General features: G+C 40.0%; 18 protein-coding genes and 1 riboswitch. Of the genes, 5 read left to right on the top strand and 13 right to left on the bottom strand.

From position 1 onward, the window contains the following. Positions 1-9 precede the first annotated feature (9 nt). Positions 10-384: a DUF2237 family protein gene (locus H1A14_RS03140; protein ID WP_194774729.1), complete on the top strand. Its 375-nt coding sequence runs from the start codon at positions 10-12 to the stop codon at positions 382-384. Here the strand turns inward: H1A14_RS03140 and H1A14_RS03135 are convergent. After that, complete coding sequence (locus H1A14_RS03135) at positions 381-1442, bottom strand: acyloxyacyl hydrolase (protein WP_194774728.1); 1062 nt, start codon at positions 1440-1442, stop codon at positions 381-383. The genes H1A14_RS03140 and H1A14_RS03135 overlap by 4 nt on opposite strands. 184 nt (positions 1443-1626) lie before the next feature. Continuing rightward, positions 1627-1736: riboswitch (SAM riboswitch) on the top strand. A gap of 205 nt (positions 1737-1941) precedes the next feature. Here H1A14_RS03135 and H1A14_RS03130 point away from each other — a divergent pair. Both H1A14_RS03130 and H1A14_RS03125 read left to right on the top strand, forming a co-directional pair. Beyond that, a complete protein-coding gene (locus H1A14_RS03130) occupies positions 1942-3285 on the top strand; it encodes an O-acetylhomoserine aminocarboxypropyltransferase/cysteine synthase family protein (RefSeq protein ID WP_194774727.1) in 1344 nt (447 codons plus the stop codon). Then, positions 3254-4306 (top strand): homoserine O-acetyltransferase family protein, encoded by a 1053-nt coding sequence (locus H1A14_RS03125; RefSeq protein WP_194774726.1) that lies wholly within the window; start codon positions 3254-3256, stop codon positions 4304-4306. The genes H1A14_RS03130 and H1A14_RS03125 overlap by 32 nt, the downstream gene beginning before the upstream one ends. Before the next feature lie 253 nt (positions 4307-4559). On the opposite strand, the gene H1A14_RS03120 is transcribed toward H1A14_RS03125, so the two are convergent. From H1A14_RS03120 to H1A14_RS03080, 9 genes are all read right to left on the bottom strand, one after another. Next, a complete protein-coding gene (locus H1A14_RS03120; protein WP_194774725.1) occupies positions 4560-4889 on the bottom strand; it encodes a hypothetical protein in 330 nt (109 codons plus the stop codon). An 878-nt stretch (positions 4890-5767) separates the two neighbouring features. Then, a complete protein-coding gene (locus tag H1A14_RS03115; protein WP_194774724.1) occupies positions 5768-6148 on the bottom strand; it encodes a hypothetical protein in 381 nt (126 codons plus the stop codon). 93 nt (positions 6149-6241) lie between these two features. Continuing rightward, on the bottom strand, positions 6242-6445 hold the full coding sequence (locus H1A14_RS03110; RefSeq protein WP_194774723.1) for a hypothetical protein: 204 nt from the start codon (positions 6443-6445) through the stop codon (positions 6242-6244). Next, positions 6432-6599 carry a bacteriocin class II family protein gene (locus tag H1A14_RS03105; RefSeq protein ID WP_194774722.1) on the bottom strand — a complete coding sequence of 56 codons (168 nt, stop codon included), beginning with the start codon at positions 6597-6599 and terminating at the stop codon, positions 6432-6434. Before H1A14_RS03105 ends, H1A14_RS03110 begins: the two co-directional genes overlap by 14 nt. Positions 6600-6768: 169 nt before the next feature. Beyond that, a complete protein-coding gene (locus tag H1A14_RS03100; RefSeq protein ID WP_228527522.1) occupies positions 6769-7437 on the bottom strand; it encodes a CPBP family glutamic-type intramembrane protease in 669 nt (222 codons plus the stop codon). A 127-nt stretch (positions 7438-7564) separates the two neighbouring features. Next, positions 7565-7903 (bottom strand): HTH domain-containing protein, encoded by a 339-nt coding sequence (locus tag H1A14_RS03095; protein ID WP_194774721.1) that lies wholly within the window; start codon positions 7901-7903, stop codon positions 7565-7567. 25 nt (positions 7904-7928) lie between these two features. Then, positions 7929-10082 (bottom strand): peptidase domain-containing ABC transporter, encoded by a 2154-nt coding sequence (locus H1A14_RS03090; protein ID WP_194774720.1) that lies wholly within the window; start codon positions 10080-10082, stop codon positions 7929-7931. Positions 10083-10094: 12 nt separating this feature from the next. Further along, on the bottom strand, positions 10095-11171 hold the full coding sequence (locus H1A14_RS03085) for an HlyD family secretion protein (RefSeq protein WP_228527521.1): 1077 nt from the start codon (positions 11169-11171) through the stop codon (positions 10095-10097). Positions 11172-11229: 58 nt separating this feature from the next. Beyond that, positions 11230-11547, bottom strand: coding sequence for a hypothetical protein (locus H1A14_RS03080; RefSeq protein WP_194774887.1), 318 nt, complete (start codon positions 11545-11547; stop codon positions 11230-11232). Positions 11548-12125: 578 nt separating this feature from the next. Between H1A14_RS03080 and hutG the strand changes: the two genes are divergently transcribed. Then, complete coding sequence (gene hutG, locus H1A14_RS03075; RefSeq protein ID WP_194774719.1) at positions 12126-13094, top strand: formimidoylglutamase; 969 nt, start codon at positions 12126-12128, stop codon at positions 13092-13094. Positions 13095-15515: 2421 nt separating this feature from the next. Here hutG and ypfJ read toward each other — a convergent pair. The 3 genes from ypfJ to H1A14_RS03060 form a co-directional block, all read right to left on the bottom strand. Then, positions 15516-16418, bottom strand: coding sequence for a KPN_02809 family neutral zinc metallopeptidase (gene ypfJ / locus H1A14_RS03070; protein ID WP_194774718.1), 903 nt, complete (start codon positions 16416-16418; stop codon positions 15516-15518). Positions 16419-16587: 169 nt separating this feature from the next. Further along, positions 16588-16899 carry a hypothetical protein gene (locus H1A14_RS03065; RefSeq protein ID WP_194774717.1) on the bottom strand — a complete coding sequence of 104 codons (312 nt, stop codon included), beginning with the start codon at positions 16897-16899 and terminating at the stop codon, positions 16588-16590. A gap of 108 nt (positions 16900-17007) precedes the next feature. Further along, on the bottom strand, positions 17008-17697 hold the full coding sequence (locus tag H1A14_RS03060) for a sugar transferase (protein WP_194774716.1): 690 nt from the start codon (positions 17695-17697) through the stop codon (positions 17008-17010). Positions 17698-19103: 1406 nt separating this feature from the next. Here H1A14_RS03060 and H1A14_RS03055 point away from each other — a divergent pair. Beyond that, entirely contained in the window at positions 19104-19844 is a 741-nt protein-coding gene (locus H1A14_RS03055; RefSeq protein WP_194774715.1) for a polysaccharide deacetylase family protein, read from the top strand. Positions 19845-19858 lie beyond the last annotated feature (14 nt).

Genomic DNA, 19858 nt, shown 5'->3' with positions numbered 1-19858 from the left:
AAAAACAGCATGTCAAAAAATATATTCGGTGAAAGCCTGATGATCTGCAGCCTAGAACCCCGAACCGGCTATTTCAGAGACGGGTGCTGTCAGACGGATGATCAAGACAGGGGAACCCATACAGTATGTGCAGTAATGACAGAGGACTTTTTGCAGTTCAGCAAAAGTATGGGCAATGACCTGATCACTCCACTGCCTCATTATGATTTCCCGGGGCTAAAGGCAGGAGACAAATGGTGCCTGTGCGCAGGAAGGTGGATGGAAGCCTATCATGCAGGAGTTGCCCCGGCAATCATCCTGGAAGCTACCCATGAAAAAACGTTGGAATACCTGCCCTTGGCGGAATTGGTAAAGTTTGCCTATCGGGAAAATGTCGGGGACTAAAATTTCCATCCAAGCCGCACATCGATATTTTCAGCCACATGCCCATGGACCTTCATAGAAGCTCCAAAAGTTAAATTGGCTCCAATGCTGTAGGTCAAAAGATACCTCTGATAAAAAAGATTTTCAACATATCCGCTGGGTTTGTTGAGGTAGATCCCCATCCGCTGACTAAAATCAACCCTGCCAAATAAAAAATGATGTGCAACATAAGGTGCGGTCAACAATGCCTCTGTGGATTTGGATTCTACCTGTAGAGACCTGTCCCAACTGACTTCCAATCCAGCACCCAAAGCATTGATGGCCGTCAGAGATTTATAGGCACCCCCAACCAAACTGACCACCGCATTTCTGCCCTGTTGTGGATCTTGTTGATTTTCTCTTGTGGTGTAGGCCGTTTCCAAATACCATTGCCATTGTTGTGGAATTTCAGCCCGCTCATAGTTTGGCAAGGTCACTGGATTGAGAATATGGGCTACTCCAAAGCCTACCATGGGATAATTGATGCCTCGGTTGGGCTGCTTTTGGCCGCCATTGGAAATGTGGTTGTAATGAAAGCCTATATTGACCCGCCATTGGGGATCCAGCTCGTAGCTAAGCACCGGATTTACGAACAACAAAAAACTGATCGGGGCACTGAAAAAAGTATTGTCGGGATTTTCTATTTCATCATAAACGCGGTTCAGGTAACTTGCCCCTATCCCACTGCGAAGGCTGAATTCCCAATTTTTGTGTTTCCATAAAATGGGCTCAAATAACAAAGACAGACTTAATGCGCTACCCAAAACATCCGGGTTGTTGAAATTGTGGTAAGTCAAAATTGCGCCAAGGTAATGAAAACAGTTGCAGACCTCCCATTTTTTTCGGTCGGTATTCAGCCAGCTGTAATTCAGGCTGGCACCCCAGGGCTGGCTTTGGGACACAGGGATCAGGTCGGATGCATGGGCCAGGATCCAACCGGAATGACCTTCCAAGCCAACCCGTTGTTTGACCTGCCCATGGACAAGACTTGAACTCACCCAAAAAAGGCAAAGGAAGCAAAAAACAACTTGTTTGCGCATTGATTCTGTTTCTTTATCCCACAAATTCATCCTACGTTTGGTTCCATCAGGAAGTTTAAGCCATTGCCCAAAATCAAATAATTCCCGCCATATTTTTAGCTTTTAAGAAAAATTTCCGAAAGATTTTGCAATTTCCAAATTTCAGACTTTTATTTGTTACATCCTTTCGCTTTTTAAGTGTTGGGATTTATACAGAAGAGGTGAGAGACAGGCTCCTAGACCCTCTGGCAACCTGGAAAATCCAAGGTGCCAATTCCTGCCAAACAGAAACATTGATGTTTGGATATATAAATTCTTAACTAGATGATGTATAAAAAGGATTGCCTCACAAACAAAAGTTTCCACCAGGTCAATTTAACCTTATCTAAAAAGTTGATGTGCATGTGCTGTTGCATGTGTAACTAGGTTTTTTTGCCTGTAGCACATTTTGGTTCCTCATCATGGAACTGTCTCATCACTGTCTTCTTAACTTTATTAACCATTAAAAACCAAAAAAACCATGTCAGCAAACTACCGTTTCGAAACGCTCCAACTTCATGCAGGCCAAGAGCCTGACCCTACCACCAACTCCAGGGCAGTTCCCATTTATCAAACCACTTCCTATGTGTTCAATTCTTCAGAACACGGTGCCAACTTATTTGCACTTAAGGAATTCGGCAACATCTACACGAGGATCATGAATCCGACCACAGATGTATTTGAAAAAAGAATTGCCGCTCTTGAAGGCGGCGTGGCTGGTTTGGCTACCGCTTCAGGTCAAGCAGCCCAGTTTTTGGCCTTGAACAACATCCTTCAAACAGGTGATAACTTTGTCTCCACTTCTTTCCTTTACGGAGGAACTTACAACCAATTTAAGGTTGCATTCAAAAGAATCGGGATAGATGCCCGCTTTGCCAAAGGGGACAGACCCTCTGATTTTGAAAAACTCATTGACGACAAGACCAAAGCACTCTACCTGGAAACCATCGGCAATCCTGAATTCAACATCCCGGATTTTGAAGCCATTGCGGCTCTGGCCAAAAAACATGACATCCCTTTGGTGGTGGACAATACCTTTGGAGCGGGAGGGTATCTCTTCCAACCCATCGCCCACGGGGCCAATATAGTGACCTCATCAGCCACCAAGTGGATCGGTGGCCATGGGAATTCCATAGGCGGTGTGATCGTAGATGCCGGAAATTTCAACTGGGGTAACGGCAAGTTTCCTCAATTTACCGAACCTTCCGAAGGTTATCACGGCTTGGTTTTCTGGGATGTATTTGGTGAGAATAACCCTTTAGGTCTACCCAACATTGCTTTTGCCATCCGGGCAAGAGTAGAAGGCCTTCGTGATTTCGGGGCGGCATTGAGTCCTTTCAATTCATTCTTGTTACTACAAGGGATCGAGACACTTTCTCTTAGGGTACAACGTACCGTAGACAATGCCTTGGAGCTGGCAAAATGGCTGGAAGAGCATCCACAGGTAGTCAAGGTGAATTATCCCGGCTTGGAGTCTTCACCCTACCATTCCCTGGCCAAGAAATACCTTAAAAGAGGCTATGGCGGCGTCTTGAGTTTCGAGTTGAAAGCCGATAAGGATACTGCCTGTGATTTTGTCAACCAACTGGAACTCATATCCCACCTCGCCAATGTCGGGGATGCCAAAACCCTGATCATACAGCCCGCGGCCACTACCCATCAACAACTTTCTGATGAGGAACAAAAAGCAGCGGGTGTGACACCAAATCAGCTTAGGATTTCCTTGGGAATCGAACATATCGATGACATCAAGGCCGACCTGTCTCAAGCTTTCGAAAAAATAAAATCAAAGAATGAATCTGGAATCTCCGTATCTGATCACTGAAATGACGCATGAAATTTTTAGTTGTGATGATGAGTTGGCATTGGAATCCGGGGAAACCCTTCCCGGGTTCCAGCTTGCCTTCACCACACAAGGTCATCTGACTACCCAAAAAGACAACGTCATCTGGATCCTGCATGCCCTTACTGGTGATGCCAATGCCCACGAATGGTGGAATGGCCTGGTTGGTGAGGACAAGCTTTTTGATCCTACCAAACATTTTATCGTCTGTGCCAACCTGCTGGGTTCCTGCTACGGTTCTACGCAGCCTTTAAGCGAAAACCCGAAAACCGGAAACCCTTATTTTTACAATTTTCCCAATCTGACCACGAGGGACATGGCCTTGAGCCTTGAAAAACTCAGAGCACATTTGGGCATTGCCCAAATCCATACCCTTATTGGTGGCTCTCTCGGTGGACAAGTCGCCTTGGAATGGGCCCACATTTTGGGCCATAAAGTCCAGCACAGCGTGATCATTGCAGCCAATGCCAAAACCTCCGCATGGACCATAGGATTCAATGAGGCCCAAAGGATGGCCATTGAATCTGACTGTACCTGGGGTCAAAACAATCCCGAAGCGGGTAAGAAAGGATTGGAAACAGCACGTGCCATTGCCATGCTTACCTACCGCCACCCTGACAGTCTGGAACAAAACCAGGCAGACCAGCAGGAGAAAACAGACCATTATAAAGTCAGTTCCTACCTGCGTTACCAAGGGCTTAAGCTGGCCAACCGATTCAATGCCCTCTCCTACTGGGTGCTTTCCAAAGCCATGGATAGCCATGATATCGGACGTGGCCGCGGAGGGGTTGAGCAGGCTCTGAGTGAGATTTCTTCCAAAGTCCTTACCATAGGGGTGGATAGGGATCAGCTATTCCTGCCCTCCGAATCCCAGCTTATCGGAAGTAAAGTTCCCAAAGGAACCTACAGGGAAATCAGTTCTCCCTACGGCCATGATGCCTTTTTGATAGAGTATGAACAGTTGAATTATATCTTGAAATCTTTTTATCTGGAAAATAGGTAAGCAATTGGTTCTGTAAATGATAAAAATTGTAAAAAGTAAAAGGTCAATAGGGTAAAATCCCGGAGGGTCGAGTGCTGAAAAGGTTGCTTGCCCCGGGAGGCCACACCGGAAAATCGGGATGGCTTGGAGAAAAAACCCTGCAAGGGTTTGAGGATTTCACAGTGCCAATCCCCCGGCAAAAAGTAAACGTTCAAGCAAGGCTTACCCCTATTCCGACATCTTGATGTGAACCATGAGGGAAATCAGTGCTACTTCAGGGACTGCTCGTCTCAAATTTTACAGCCGTTCCGGAGATGGTACTACCGATATGGAGGGTATTGTACTGCACATTGACCAAGCCATCTGCCCCTTCACTTTTGGCTCTTTTGACCAGCGTGTTCATCAAACCCCTGGGCCCGGAAAACCAGCCTCCCTGTACTTGTATAAACTTGATTTCTTCAAAGTTTTTATCAGGAATCTTGGCAGTAAAAACCTCAATCCCTTCAAAACTCCCTTCCGCAGTCGGAATGGATGAGGTGGATGTGCAACTGCCCAAGGCAACAAAGATGATCATAGCGAAAAGAACAGGAAGAAGCTTTCTCATGGATTTAAAGGTTGTTATTCAACGATTTAACGGGCTTTTTTTGGGAAAGGTTGGTTCAAATCAGATGACGATGCCGAAAACTTCTATTTCATAAGACCTGTAGTGGATTCCCTGATTAAACGTTCGGAAAGCGTACAGGAATATCTAAATCATATAGCTATGATAACCTGAATAGGTGAAAAAAATCAGCTGTCACTATTGCTGAGCCAAATTTTCTGTTCTTGAGCTAATTTTAAATAATAAGCTGGTGGATCCGACGCAATATACTTTTCCATTGTTTGAATATTTTCCTAATTAGACTTATTCTTAAAACTCATATGAGCTTCACCAAACTTTCTTCCAAAATATAAAAGAAACTCTTGTCCTTCCACAATCTGTTCCTATAAGCTGATTTTACCAGGCTGATATCCCAATTCATCCATAGCATTGACCCATAGCTTTTAATATCGATTTAGATCTTCATCTGAGGGATCAAATGCTTTTACATACCAAGCCAATAAAGCAATAGGTGTTAACCTATGAAACCCCTCCTCGAATATATGCGGTTTAAACAATTCCTTTGCTTCACCAATTTTTTGGAGTTTTTCCAAGTCATTTAATGCATAAATTAATAAAATAGAAAATTAAAAGTAGGAGAGAAATTTTCGGTTAGGAATGATGTTAAGAGGGTAGTCCAAAGCTTTTTCCGGTTGATCAGCTGTAGAATAGATTATGGCTATATTGTAAGCAGCCTTGATTGCAAATTCCAGGTCATCATTGTAAATCGAATTAAGGCCTATGAATTTTTCTGCAAATGAATTTTCGAATCCGCTCCTTCAAGTTTCATTACGAAGCTCTTCAAATTCTTTTTCTCTGGCCAACATAGTCACAAAATGAAATTAAACAACCTTTCTCTCTCTGACATCAAACCAGTATATAAGCATAAAGCCAAAAACATAATAAACCAAATCCTTGAAATCAAAAGTCCCCACAAAACCCGGGAAAAAATAACAGTAAATTTCCTGAATTAAGTATACTGACAATACGATGATTGCATTTTTCTTAGCTTTCGCCTGGGGCCTACTTGGTGGGGTAAAAATTAAATAAACCGCCATCAGTGAAACCAATCCAACACCAGAGTCAGCAACACCTAAATCCTGAAAGCCTTGACTGTTTTGAATGGGTCTGTAATGACTTGCCAATAAATAGCCTATCAAATAAAGAGCAATTATTTTAAAAAAATGTAAAGTTAAAGGTTTAAATAATAATAGCTTATTCATTTTTTAAAATAACATTTTTTATTTTTTAATTAAAAAAGATTGATGTTAACCAATTTTCACAAAAGGTAACATCAATCTTTTAGTTTACATAAATTAACCTGTAGGTCTAGCATTAGGTCCCAACAAGGCTGATTCGTGAGCGGGAATACCGCTCCAATTCCTCGTACTTAACCAACCAACTGCATATCCTACTCCATATACAATTTTTTCAGTTAGCTCAGATAAGCCACCACCTTCAATAAGAAGTAACTCTTTCTCATTTAAATCTCGTAGATTTGTAAAATTAATTTCTTGCATCGTTAAAACCTTTAGTAAATACATCAATTGATTCTCTAGTATTCAAAGCAATATCGGTTAAAATTGCAAGGGCTAGAACCCCAGCGATTACTTGCCAATATCCCCCTTCAACCTCCTGCATCTCCTCAAAACTTAATTCTTTAAACTTTTCCATAATTTAAACAATTTTCATTTTTCTCCCAACCTTTGCCGGGCGGTTGGTTCTCCCAATCTCAGTCAGCCAAGATTCTTAGCTAGCATGATTTTCGGCAACTGATCATGGTTCTAATTTATCTTTGGTCAGTGCATAATAACAGCACTCAACATTTTAATTAAATTTTTTTTTAAGGATTGAAAAAGTAAACAGCAGGCAGTATAAATATTGCATTAAAAGCCCCATGAAAAAGAATTGACCATTTAATCCCAAAATTAAGCCGGATATAGCTTAAAATTAACCCTTCAAAAAACTGACTACCAACCAACAAAGGGATCCAAAAGATAAATTCACTGTAGTCTAACTCTTTGAAGTTAGCCATATGTACAATAGCAAAAAACGTGGCAGAACAATACACTATGAATTTCATACTAGGTGGATTTCCTTGACTAACTCGAACTTGTAAAAAAATGAGATAGCCCCAAAACAAAACAATTGGATACCAAAAATCACCTATTAGAAAAATTGACAAAGCCAGGCCCCACCAAATAGAAGCTTTTTTTAAATCCAAATGCAACCTAAATACCGGCTCTTCAATCATTGGGGCCAAAACAATAGCACCTATGGCTACCAACCACCTGTTTTTTTCTAACATTTCGATTAGTTTATGGTCAAGCTGATCCAACTCAGCCAGTTCTATGAGTAATGGAAAAGGAATCACAACCATGATAATTATCAATAACAAAAACAGGAATTCTTTCCCTTTTATGTTCCTATATTCCGATGCCTTATACGGATTTTTTAAAAAGTTTAACAGTTCATTTAAGGTCTGCATCTCATTTGAGTATTTTTTCTTCATTTACTAAATAAATGGTTCATTCAAATCAACTCTAAACAATTATGGACTTTCAATCCAAAGGATACTTAAAATAATTTTGATATCTGGTCATTTTAATTCTGATTCGATAAAGGTTTATTCGAACAATTTAGGCTACCATAGTCATCTGAAAGTCAAGAAAAAAAGAACCGTAGTCTCTATTCTGATATAATCCCAAACCACCTTGGACATTTCTACCTTCAATTGGATCCAAAATCTCAAATCTCCAATCTATTCTCAGTTGCTTGTTGCAGCTAAAAACAAAACTATTTATCCTTCTTGAGTATTGCACATCAATTCCCATGTCTTTCAGGTATTCTAGGTAAACATACAATTGTCTACGACTCACCCCCAACCTTGCAGCTAACTCCTCAGGGCTTCCTGTCCGCTGTTCCTTCACCAATTTGTTCAAAAGTTGAAACCTTTCTATTTGTCTTACAAATTCCATATTCATTAAAGTTTTTAGTTAAAGATTAATTTAAGACCAAAAGCTGTTTTCTTATCATTTCATAATACTTGCCTTCTAAAGCCAATAATTCGGAATGCCTACCTTCTTCAATTAACTTTCCTTTATCCAAAACATACAATCTGTCAAAATCTTGAACTGCTGCCAACCTGTGTGTAATAAAAATGACCGTTTTACCTTCTGTCGCAAGCAATCGAATTGTCTCTTGGACAAACTGCTCTGAATCAGGATCAAGAGAAGCTGTGGCTTCATCTAGGATCAGAATTTCCGGATCTCTGTATAAAGCCCTAGCAATAGCAATTCGCTGCTTCTGCCCCCCTGATAAGGAAGCTCCATTTTCTCCTAGGTAGGTCCCAAAGCCATTTGGCAAACTTTCAATAAAATCCATCATACCTAACTTATTGCAAATGTTCACTACCTTCTGCATATTCGGTTGATAATCTCCCAAAGCCACATTTTCCAAAACATTTCCTGCAAATAGATCAATTCGCTGAGGTACTACAGAAACTACACGTCTCAAACTGACATTATTAACAAATTTGATATTATGTTCACCAATGTAAATGTTGCCTGATTGTAGCGGGTAAAGGTTTTGGAGCAGGGACACCAAGGTGCTTTTCCCAGAACCGCTCTCCCCTACTACACCTGATACTTTACCTTTTGGAAAGGTTAGATTGAGATCATTAAATACATTTGACCTAGAACCGTAACGAAAGTTTACATTTTTAAAAACAATATCACCGACATCCTCCTTTTTGATAGGAAAAGTATCAGAAGAACTTTCAACCTCCAAATCCATAATTTCAAATAACCTATCAGCTGCAATCAAAGCATTTTGTATGGTCTTATTCATACCTATCAAGCTGGAAACTGGTCCTGTCAAATAGCCGGTTAGAGCATAAAATGACATCAATTCTCCAGGAGTGATCTCATTTTTCAAAACATAGCCTGCACCAACCCAGAGTAGGATGATGGTGAATAACCGGGATACAACCTCGGAGGAGGTGCCTGAAAATATGTTGTTCAACCCAGACTGATAAACAGTCCTCAGCAGAGAAACAAATCTGACTTCAGTTTTGATGTTGGCATGGTCTTCTGCCCCGAACCGTTTGATGGTGCCTGCTGAAGTTATGGATTCTACTAGTTGTGATTCCAATTCAGCAGATTCTTCCATCAACCTCCTTTCAATTTTTCGATTCAATCGGTTAGTCACCCAATAGATCACCGCATAAAGTGGTATGACCACTAACATGACTAAAGCCAGTTTCCAATAAAAAGTAAACATTAAAGTAAATGAGAAAAGTACGATAAATATATTCACCAAAAACCCGATTGAAACATCATTGATAAATGCGCGGATTTTCACAGCATCATTTACCCTTGAAATGATCTCCCCTACTCGCATCGTATCAAAAAATCGCTGGGGTAATGTCAACAAGTGCTTGTAATATCCTAAAATCAACCTCGCATCTATTCGCTGTCCGACTTTAACAATATATAAGGTTTTCAGCACGCCAATCACAATTTGTAACAACAAAAGAACGATCATGACTACCGATAACAAATTCAGCAAATTGGTATTTCTTCCTATAAAAACATGATCGATGATTTTTTGGACGTAAATAGAAGTTGATAATCCCAAAATGGTATAAATTATCGCACCAACAAGCGACTGAAACATCACGCCTCTATGTGGCCTGACTAAAAACCAGAACCTACTCCATGTGCTCACCTTTTGATTGATGGCCTTGAATTCATCATTTGGCATAAGCAGCACCAATACACCCGACCACATTTCTTTGAAAGATTCTGGACTTACTTTATGCATTTGCCCATCCGCAGGATCCATATAAGATACAATTCTATCTCCAACCTCATACAGTACCACGAAATGATGCAACACTTTTTTGACAATAACATGTGCGATTACCGGCATTGGGACTCCCTTCAAAGCATCATAATCTCCCCTAACCCCTTTGGCAGAAAAACCCATTTTAGTAGCAGCTTCAATCAGCCCCAAAATATTGGTCCCCTTTTGATCCGTAGACGCCATTTGTCGGATTTTTGCCACCGGCATTTCCAAATTATAATATGAGGCAACAGATGCCAAGCAAGCAGCCCCACAATCTGTAATATCTCTCTGTTTTACCTTTACTCCCATATCTGCAAAAAATTAAATTGGTTGATTTGATGGATTTATCCAATTGTCTACTTTATCATAGAGTAGTTGGAATAATGATCTTTTTGCAACTATAAAACGACCATTGAAAGTCATCCCCTTTTTTATGGTACCCTTCTGACCACTAGAGAGGGTCAAAACCGGTGAATTTAGACTACAGGTTACCAAAAATCCGGCTTCTTTTTCGCTAATTAAGGTCAAATCATCGGCTACATCAACAACTTTTCCTTCTGCTATGCCCCATTGATTATAATTGAAGGCATCCACTTGAAATGTGACTTTTTGACCTTTACTGATAAAGGCGATGTCTGCTGGAGATAGATAGGTAACCGCCAACATGGTGGTATCAGGTGAAATTTCAGCCAATTTTTGATTTGCATGGACAAAGTCACCTACGTTGAGGTTCATGACATTCATTAAGGTTCCATCCGTTCCTGCAATGATTTTATATTGATCTATTTGCTCTGTAAGCACTTCTAGTTGGTTGGAAAGCTTAATTTTTTCATTTTGGTAATTGATCAGTTCGTGTTCCCATTCGTTGAGTTTTTGCTTTTTAATCATATCCAGCTGTGAAACGGCTTGCTTGTATTGAACCTCTACATTGTCATACTCAGCAAATGGAATCGTATTGCTTGAATACAATATTTCAGCTCTTTTAAAATCTCTTTCAAGTTTTTGAACCGAAGCAGTTTGATTGAGCACTCTGGACTGAAATTCTAAAAGAGAGGCTTGATAAAATTTCGATCTGAGCTTAATCAATTCAACCTGATGACCATGAAAATCTAATTTCACCAATCTACCCAAGTCACCGATGAAATCGTTTAGAACATTTAACCTTTCATTTACTCCTTCCATTTCCAGGGATAAAACTTCTCCCCTAACTACAGCGATTAACTCCCCCTTACGAACCTTTTGATTTTCCACCATATTCCACAACTCTAATCTTCCGCCAACCGAGCTGGTAAGTTGATTCCTATGAAGAGCTGATTGAAAGGTTCCTCGTGATTGTACAGCCACATCTACATGGACTAAAGGAAGGGCAACTAAAAACCCTAGGAAAATACTGACCAAAATCGTATAGATCAATATGGACCTAACACTTATCTTCGAGTCATAAACCTCAACAGTGTTATTGACTATCGAAACCGGAAATATTTTGTTCTCCATAAAAAATGAGTTTATTCGAATAAAAACCATCCAAATTCTTAAAAAACATACCTGAAGAAATAAACAGGCATACCAAAACACATCTCTTTATCAAAAACGAAAATGTAAAAACTAATGAAAACCATTTCAAATAACTTGTATCCAACAGCCCATATACTAGGATTTCCAAGGTAAACTGACCGGCAATTTCATTGATCATCATGCCCTCCAAGTCCAAAAGGAAGTAACTTGAGGCAAACAAGGCGAAAGTATAAAAAACAAGTAAAAAGAATGTTTTCATAAAATAATTTTAAAAAAGGTAAAATAACAGTTAAAATAATACGAAAAAAGAACGCTACTATAAATTTCGATGTTTAACTTAATTATTAAAATACAAAAAAACAAATCCTTGATACGCCATCATTCTTAAAAGCTACGTTGATTTGTACTTTTCTAATTGTACAATTCAAAATAATATTCTAAAGAATTCGTTTAAAAAAGTTTATCGTTTAACTAAAATTACTTTATCAAGATCAAAAACCATAGAATCAATTTATTTTCAATTTTTCTGAAAAAAATTTAGTCCAATTTTGTACAGCTTAATATGGGTCTTTATTTTCTGAATGTCACATCCACCAAAAATCACAACATCAGCAAATTCCAAAGCAATATTTCCACCTACAAAAACCCTTCGTACCTTAGTGGCTAAAAAATCCATTACAAAAACCCTTGGTGCCTTAGTGCCTTAGTGGCTAAAAAATCCATCAAAAACTCTTTGTGCCTTCGTGCCTTAGTGGCTAAAAATCCATCACAAACCCTTTGTAAATTAGTAGCAAAAAAATCCTTACTTTCATAGACCAAAATAAATCTTAGCCCCCTATGACCAGCCATCACCTGCCTACTGACCCTGCCCTATGGACCGGAAGACCTTCGGAGGTTCCGGAATATTGGTACCAAAAGGTCAGCTGCCTGCCTCCCCAGTTACCTGTAAATCCATCAGAAGGGAAATCGGTGGCGTTACTGGGTTATGCCGGGGATGAAGGGGTAGGCAGAAACCGGGGGAGAACCGGGGCAGCCAAAGGTCCGGAGGCCATCCGGAAAATGCTTGCGCCGCTTGCCTATCACCTACCCGAGGACCTACAGATCGCAGATTATGGAGATATTATGACCCTAGACGAAGCGATGGAAGACAGCCACGCCGGAATTTCCGCTTGGGTTTACAAACTGCTAGATGTCGGCCATTTCCCGGTGTTGCTGGGGGGTGGGCATGACCTGGCCTTGGCACATGCACAGGGCATCCGAGAATACCTTGAACCCAAAAACAAAACCCTGGGCATCATCAATCTCGATGCGCATTTCGATTTGAGGAAACCGGTAGCGGGGAAAGGACATTCGGGTTCCCCTTTTTTCCAGTTGGCAGAAGCAGCCACCCCGAAATTCCCCTTCCATTACCTCTGCCTGGGCATCCAAAAGGCCTCCAACCCTCCATCGCTCTTTGCCACCGCCAAGGAAATGGGGGTACATTGGATGGAAATGGATCAGTTTCGGCTTTCCAATTGGGGAGAAATAAGCAGCCAATTGGATCAATTCTGCGGAAAAGTCGATCAGCTCTATTTGACCCTGGATATGGATGGCTTTGCGGCCCCTTATGCACTGGGTGTGAGCGCCCCATCTCCCATGGGTTTTACTCCGGAATTGGCTTTCAAGGTATTTGACCATCTAGCCCTAAGCGGCAAACTGATCAGCATGGATGTGGTGGAATTGAATCCCCGATTTGACAGCGACCACCTCACCGCCAAACTCGCCGCCCGCGCTATCGATGCGCTGCTGAATAAACTTTTTCAATAAATAAATGCCAATAGGGTAACGTCAAAATGATTTTCCCTTCTTTCAGCCTCGAGCTGTTTCCCCCTAAATCCTCCATTTGGGGGACTTCATTATCGTACTTTCTATTCATTTTAATTGGTAGAAAAGTAATGCGCGGATTTATTACTTCGGCGTTCTCCAATATAATGAAGTAACCCTCCTTTGGCGGGCAGGCTTCGCTACGCTCAGGGTGATGTTAGGCATGTCGTTTCGTAACTCCGGAATAACGAAGACTCCCTCCTTTCGCGGGCAGGCTTCGCTACGCTCAGAGTGACGGTAGTTTTGGCGTCATGCTGAGCTAAAAAGAATGATAAATTATGAATTGGGATTTACGGAGCTTTCACCTTTGAGCTTCGAGCCTTTTTCCCTTTTCTCTGATATCCTAATATCCTGTTCTCTGATATCCTAATATCCTGTTCTCTGATATCCTAATATCCTGTTCTCTGATATCCTAATATCCTGTTCTCTGTTTTCTACTACTTTCAGCTTTCACCTTTCAGCTTCCCGCTTCAAACTTTGCCCTGTTTTCCGTTCTCTGATATCCTAATATCCTGTTCTCTGTTTTCTACTACTTTCACCTTTCACCTTCCCGCTTCAAACTTTCCCCTGTTTTCCGTTCTCTGATATCCTGTTCTCTGATAACCTGATATCCTGTTCTCTGTTTTCTACTACTTTCAACTTTCACCTTTGAGCTTCGAGCTATAAACTTTCCCCTGTTTTCCGTTCTCTGATATCCTGTTCTCTGATCCCCTGTTCTCCGATATCCTTTTCTCCGATATCCTGTACTCTGATATCCTAATATCCTGTTCTCTGTTTTCTACTACTTTCAGCTTTCACCTTTGAGCTTCGAGCTATAAACTTTCCCCTGTTTTCCGTTCTCTGATATCCTGTTCTCTGATAACCTGATATCCTGTTCTCTGTTTTCTACTACTTTCACCTTTGAGCTTCGAGCTATAAACTTTCCCCTGTTTTCCATTCTCTGATATCCTGTTCTCTGATACCCTGATATCCAGTTCTCTGTTTTCTACTACTTTCAGCTTTCACCTTTGAGCTTTGAGCTTCGAGCCTTTTTCCCTTTTCTCTGATATCCTGCTCTCTGATATCCTAATATCCTGTTCTCTGTTTTCTACTACTTTCACCTTTCACCTTCCCGCTTCAAACTTTCCCCTGTTTTCCGTTCTCTGATATCCTGTTCTCTGATAACCTGATATCCTGTTCTCTGTTTTCTACTACTTTCAACTTTCACCTTTGAGCTTCGAGCTATAAACTTTCCCCTGTTTTCCGTTCTCTGATATCCTGTTCTCTGATCCCCTGTTCTCCGATATCCTTTTCTCCGATATCCTGTACTCTGATATCCTAATATCCTGTTCTCTGTTTTCTACTACTTTCAGCTTTCACCTTTGAGCTTCGAGCTATAAACTTTCCCCTGTTTTCCGTTCTCTGATATCCTGTTCTCTGATAACCTGATATCCTGTTCTCTGTTTTCTACTACTTTCACCTTTGAGCTTCGAGCTATAAACTTTCCCCTGTTTTCCATTCTCTGATATCCTGTTCTCTGATACCCTGATATCCAGTTCTCTGTTTTCTACTACTTTCAGCTTTCACCTTTGAGCTTTGAGCTTCGAGCCTTTTTCCCTTTTCTCTGATATCCTGCTCTCTGATATCCTAATATCCTGTTCTCTGTTTTCTACTACTTTCACCTTTCACCTTCCCGCTTCAAACTTTCCCCTGTTTTCCGTTCTCTGATATCCTGTTCTCTGATAACCTGATATCCTGTTCTCTGTTTTCTACTACTTTCAACTTTCACCTTTGAGCTTCGAGCTATAAACTTTCCCCTGTTTTCCGTTCTCTGATATCCTGTTCTCTGATCCCCTGTTCTCCGATATCCTTTTCTCCGATATCCTGTACTCTGATATCCTAATATCCTGTTCTCTGTTTTCTACTACTTTCAGCTTTCACCTTTGAGCTTCGAGCTATAAACTTTCCCCTGTTTTCCGTTCTCTGATATCCTGTTCTCTGATCTCCTGATATCCTGTTCTCTGTTTTCTACTACTTCCAGCTTTAACCTTTGAGCTTCGAGCTATAAACTTTCCCCTGTTTTCCGTTCTCTGATATCCTGTTCTCTGATACCCTGATATCCAGTTCTCTGTTTTCTACTACTTTCACCTTTGAGCTTTGAGCTTCGAGCTTCGAGCCTTTTTCCCTGTTCTCTGATATCCTGGTCTCCGATACCCTGATATCCAGTTCTCTGTTTTCAACTACTTTCAGCTTTCACCTTTGAGCTTCGAGCTATAAACTTTCCCCTGTTTTCCGTTCTCTGATCTCCTGTTCTCTGATCTCCTGATATCCTGTTCTCCGATCCCCTGATATCCTGCTTTCTGCTATTCAATTCTCAAACCAAAATCACAATTGGCCGTAAGGAATGCCAAAGGTATCTCCCTGATTAAGGTCTCCGGTGGTAAAGCCCTTTTTGAACCACCGCATCCTTTGGGCGGAGGTTCCGTGGGTGAAGGAATCTGGCACCACCCGACCTTGTGATTGTTTTTGGATCCGGTCGTCTCCGATAGCATTGGCTGCGTTCAATGCCTCATCAATATCTCCTTCCTCCAAAACATTTTTCATTTTTTGGGTATGGTGCGCCCATACGCCTGCCAAAAAATCCGCTTGAAGTTCCAGGCGCACGGAGAGTTCATTGTATTCCGTTTGGCTTATCCGGCCCCTCCTGGACTGGACTTCTCCGCTGATCCCCATTAGGTTTTGGATGTGGTGACCCACTTCATGGGCGATCACATAGGCTTGAGCAAAATCTCCCGGAGCCCCAAGCCTGTTCTTCAAGTCATTGTAAAAACTCAAATCGATATAAACCTGTTTGTCCCCAGGGCAATAAAAAGGTCCTGTGGCAGAGGATGCAGACCCGCAGGCAGAACTTACACTTCCGGAAAACAAGACCAGGGTAGGCTCCTGGTAATTTTCAATCAATTGGTTCCAGACATCTTCCGTATCGGCCAGCACCACAGCAGTAAATTCAGCCAGTTCTTCCTCCTCGGCAGTAGCCTCATAACTTCCTGATTGGGTAAAGCCGCTCCCCCCAACAAATTGTTGGATCAACGAAAGGGGGTTGATACCCATCAACCAGGTGATGAGAAAAAAGCCACCAATGATAAACAGACCTGCCTTTGAAAATAGGAGCTTGATTAAGGGACCGATCAAAAAAGGATTGAATCCCCTCCCACCCCCAAATGCGGGTTGGGATTGGCCTCTCCTATCATCGATGTTAGCACTTTTTCTTCTTCCTTGCCATTTCATATTCGCTTCATTTACAGTGGATCAACTCAGCTGAGTCATATGGTGATCTATAAATTCTGAAAGAATAAATATAAGAAAAATCACCTATTGTAGCAGAGGTGTCACATTGAAATGTTAGAAATAAATTTGGCTGGAAAGGTTAACCACGAAAATGAGTAGGAGAAAAAAATCAGGTGAGATTGTTGGGGGACATTACAATGACCGACAGTTGGTTTTCGAAGGCCAACTTGATGATTTTATCGTCAAAATCCGCATCTTCTGATGCAAGCAAGACAATATCCGACATCTCCATCAGATCATCCGGGGATTTGGTGATGATGTCTTTTTGTTGTTTGAACCGGTAGATGTCCACAAAATCCCTAACAAAAATGGCAGATACAAGCATGTTTTTTTGCCTGCTTACAATTTTGTAAAGGCCTCTCGCGATACCGGCCGAACCGATGATGCCGACTTTGATGTGTTTACTTATATTGGCGGTCATTAATCACATATTTATAAATACTTTGATGACAGGTTTACCACCCTGTTTCCCGAAGGAATAGGGGCTATTTATTTTTAATAATCAAATTGAAGAATATTGGGAACAAGCCTAATAGGCCTTCCCATTATTAAACAATAGACTTTTGATGGTCCAAAAAATGATTTTGAAGTCAAAAACCAAACTCCAGTTTTCAATATAAAAGAGATCATATTTGATTCTGGAATTTAGGTCAAAATGGTTAACGATTTCTCCACGGAAACCCTTGGACTGTGCAAGACCTGTAATGCCTGGCTTTACCAAATGCCTACACATAAAATGCTCTACCTTCTTGGCAAATTCACGGTTCATGGGAATCGCATGAGGCCTTGGCCCTACGACAGACATTTCTCCCCGAATCACATTGAATATTTGAGGAAACTCATCCAAACTTGTCTTTCTTAAGAATCTACCCAATTTGGTAATCCTAGGATCGTTTTTAGTGGCTTGCTTGGTGTCTGAATCCCCATTGATCACCATAGTTCTGAACTTGATGCAATAAAAAGGCTCATTGTTTTGGCCATGGCGCAGCTGCTTGAAGAACACCGGACCTTTCGAGTCCAGTTTGATCAGCAAGGCGATCAGAGGAAACATCCAACTCCCTATAAAAAAGAGAAATGCCATGCTGCTGATCAAGTCAAAAGCCCTTTTGGTGTAAATTTGCGAGGAATCCAATAGGTTCAGGGACAACCTATTGAGGATAAACTCCTTTTCGGTCCTGAAAAAACTGAGGTTTTCTTGCTTTAAAATTGTATTTGCCATTGTCTTAAATATTTAATAAAAAAACGATAATCATGGTGTAAAAACTAATAGTCTAAATTTGACACTGCAATTATTTATCTTCAATTTAAAATTGTATTCATTCAGTAATTTTAGGTTTTTGCCTTATTTAAAAAGCCTCAAATAAGATTATTTGATTAATTAAGCAATATTCTTAGAAACCGGGAAAAATATGACCCGATTCGAATTCAAATATAGGACAAGAAAAAATGGAAACAAAGATTTGTGTTACTTTTTTTTAAATATAAAATGCATTTATTTGCATTGGTAAGTTTATAATCTTCAAAAACAGGCACTGGAAGTACCGGAGACATGCCTGATTCTTTTTGCCAGGACATTAATTTATTTCGCCAATCAACTGATGTACTTTATTCTCCAAGTAATGGATAGATTTAATTGAACATGAATTTACTCCATGATTCCAGTAAAATGGTAATTCAATTTATTTCTCGCGAGCAAACCGAAATGTCCGGGACTTACGACTTCGTCCCAGTATCTATCGGGATCCGACCCGTTTGAAGAAGAATTTGGAGTTTATGGCAAAGAAGTGGATAACCTTTAAAAATATTTACATTCATCTAGCTATTATCCAATCATTTAATTAATTTTAGGGGCTTTATTTAGACTTTTACTTATTTAAAGGTATTCATGCAAAACTGAATATTTTTTTAATGGTGTTTTATAGAAATTGGACTGACAGAATTTTGAGGTCAGAATGAGCAACAGCTTAAGCTTAAGGAAACAAAAATCTTTTGAATTTAACTCCAAACAAAATACTGTCCAGCTATCCATACAGATCGATGGTCCTTAAGGTGGTTGTTGCAGGGGAAAGCGATCTGTGATAAGGTAAGTCAGCCATGCTTATGGTACTAACAAAACGTGTAACAAATTTCTACAACACAAAAATATAAGGTTCCTGTCCATGCATGCAGGAACAATAAAATGAAAACGCTTCATTAGAGCCTTTTTGATAAGTCACGGAAACGAAGCTTGCATTTATGGTGAAGCATTGGACATTTAGAAGATTAATTAAAAAAACATTTGATTTTATAAAAATCTCTTTTACATTTGAAAAAAAGTATTTTAAATACAAGTTTTTGTTTTATGTAGTCAGTATATTTAGACTCAGGGGATGGTTTGGTTGCGGATTTTTAATTCAACAGAATTCTTTCCCTAATTATTGTAAGTTCTGACTCAACCCCTGTTCAAAAAGGATCATTGCGCACAAAGTGGGATCCATCATGACAGATTTTTAAGTAAGCCAAAAAGAAAAAAATGTGGCTGACGGGGCGAAGCTGTATAAAATACGTCCTAGAATTTAGTCCTTTGCTTCCGAAATACTTTTCAAAAAATATTAAATAATTTAAACGTTTCCAAAATTTTTAGTTTTGAATAAATTAATCAAAAAAATAAGAAAGCATTTAGCAATAAATTTGGTGAAAAGAAATGTCAAAATTTCACCAATGCATAAAATAGTTTCATTTACTTTTGATGATGTTGATACCTCTGGATTAACCAATGGAAGGATGATCCTTGATAATTTTGGCTTTAAAGGTACATTTTATATTTCTTCAGTATTTTTTAAAGAAGTGGATAAAGATGGTATTTTTAATCAAATTGAATTTCAAAATTGCATAGACCAAGGTCACGAAATAGGCTGCCACACTTTTAGCCATTTACATTTTCATGACATCTATAAGAAATATTTAATTGAAAAGGATTTGGAAAGAAACAACAGAGAACTTAAATCAAAAGGTCTAGGCAAGCCATTGAATAACTTTTCGTATCCTTTCGGGGAACAAACCGTTTTGGCAAAAAAAATCATTTCAAAAAAGTTTAGATCTGGAAGAGGTACATTTCCTGGAATAAATAGAAATAAGGTCGATTTGTATAGTTTGAAAGCGATTAAATTGTACGAAAGCATAAATTCACTTCAAATGATCAAAGCATCATTGTATGACCTCAAAAAAAATGGAGGATGGTTGATTTTTTATACACATGATGTTCAGGTCAATCCCTCAAAGTACGGCTGTACCCCTGAATATTTTAGTTCTGTGGTAGAAATGGCCAATGAAAAAGCATTTGAAGTATTGACAGTTGATGAGAGTTTAAATAGGTTTTCATTTTAAAGTTAGGCATAAAT

The sequence above is a fragment of the Pararhodonellum marinum genome, assembly GCF_015354735.1.
Lineage (GTDB): Bacteria > Bacteroidota > Bacteroidia > Cytophagales > Cyclobacteriaceae > Pararhodonellum > Pararhodonellum marinum.
Note: the sequence above shows the minus strand (reverse complement) of the source record. Positions and strands in the feature narration are given on the sequence as shown.

Coding starts and splice junctions, on each gene's coding strand:
- H1A14_RS03140 (WP_194774729.1), top strand. CDS start 10: ATGTCAAAAAATATATTCGGTGAAAGCCTGATGATCTGCAGCCTAGAA.
- H1A14_RS03065 (WP_194774717.1), bottom strand. CDS start 16,899: ATGACCGCCAATATAAGTAAACACATCAAAGTCGGCATCATCGGTTCG.
- hutG (WP_194774719.1), top strand. CDS start 12,126: ATGACCAGCCATCACCTGCCTACTGACCCTGCCCTATGGACCGGAAGA.
- H1A14_RS03105 (WP_194774722.1), bottom strand. CDS start 6,599: ATGGAAAAGTTTAAAGAATTAAGTTTTGAGGAGATGCAGGAGGTTGAA.
- H1A14_RS03095 (WP_194774721.1), bottom strand. CDS start 7,903: ATGGAATTTGTAAGACAAATAGAAAGGTTTCAACTTTTGAACAAATTG.
- H1A14_RS03080 (WP_194774887.1), bottom strand. CDS start 11,547: ATGAAAACATTCTTTTTACTTGTTTTTTATACTTTCGCCTTGTTTGCC.
- H1A14_RS03125 (WP_194774726.1), top strand. CDS start 3,254: ATGAATCTGGAATCTCCGTATCTGATCACTGAAATGACGCATGAAATT.
- H1A14_RS03100 (WP_228527522.1), bottom strand. CDS start 7,437: ATGAAGAAAAAATACTCAAATGAGATGCAGACCTTAAATGAACTGTTA.
- H1A14_RS03135 (WP_194774728.1), bottom strand. CDS start 1,442: ATGCGCAAACAAGTTGTTTTTTGCTTCCTTTGCCTTTTTTGGGTGAGT.
- H1A14_RS03060 (WP_194774716.1), bottom strand. CDS start 17,697: ATGGCAAATACAATTTTAAAGCAAGAAAACCTCAGTTTTTTCAGGACC.
- H1A14_RS03115 (WP_194774724.1), bottom strand. CDS start 6,148: ATGAATAAGCTATTATTATTTAAACCTTTAACTTTACATTTTTTTAAA.
- H1A14_RS03130 (WP_194774727.1), top strand. CDS start 1,942: ATGTCAGCAAACTACCGTTTCGAAACGCTCCAACTTCATGCAGGCCAA.
- H1A14_RS03090 (WP_194774720.1), bottom strand. CDS start 10,082: ATGGGAGTAAAGGTAAAACAGAGAGATATTACAGATTGTGGGGCTGCT.
- H1A14_RS03110 (WP_194774723.1), bottom strand. CDS start 6,445: ATGCAAGAAATTAATTTTACAAATCTACGAGATTTAAATGAGAAAGAG.
- ypfJ (WP_194774718.1), bottom strand. CDS start 16,418: ATGAAATGGCAAGGAAGAAGAAAAAGTGCTAACATCGATGATAGGAGA.
- H1A14_RS03120 (WP_194774725.1), bottom strand. CDS start 4,889: ATGAGAAAGCTTCTTCCTGTTCTTTTCGCTATGATCATCTTTGTTGCC.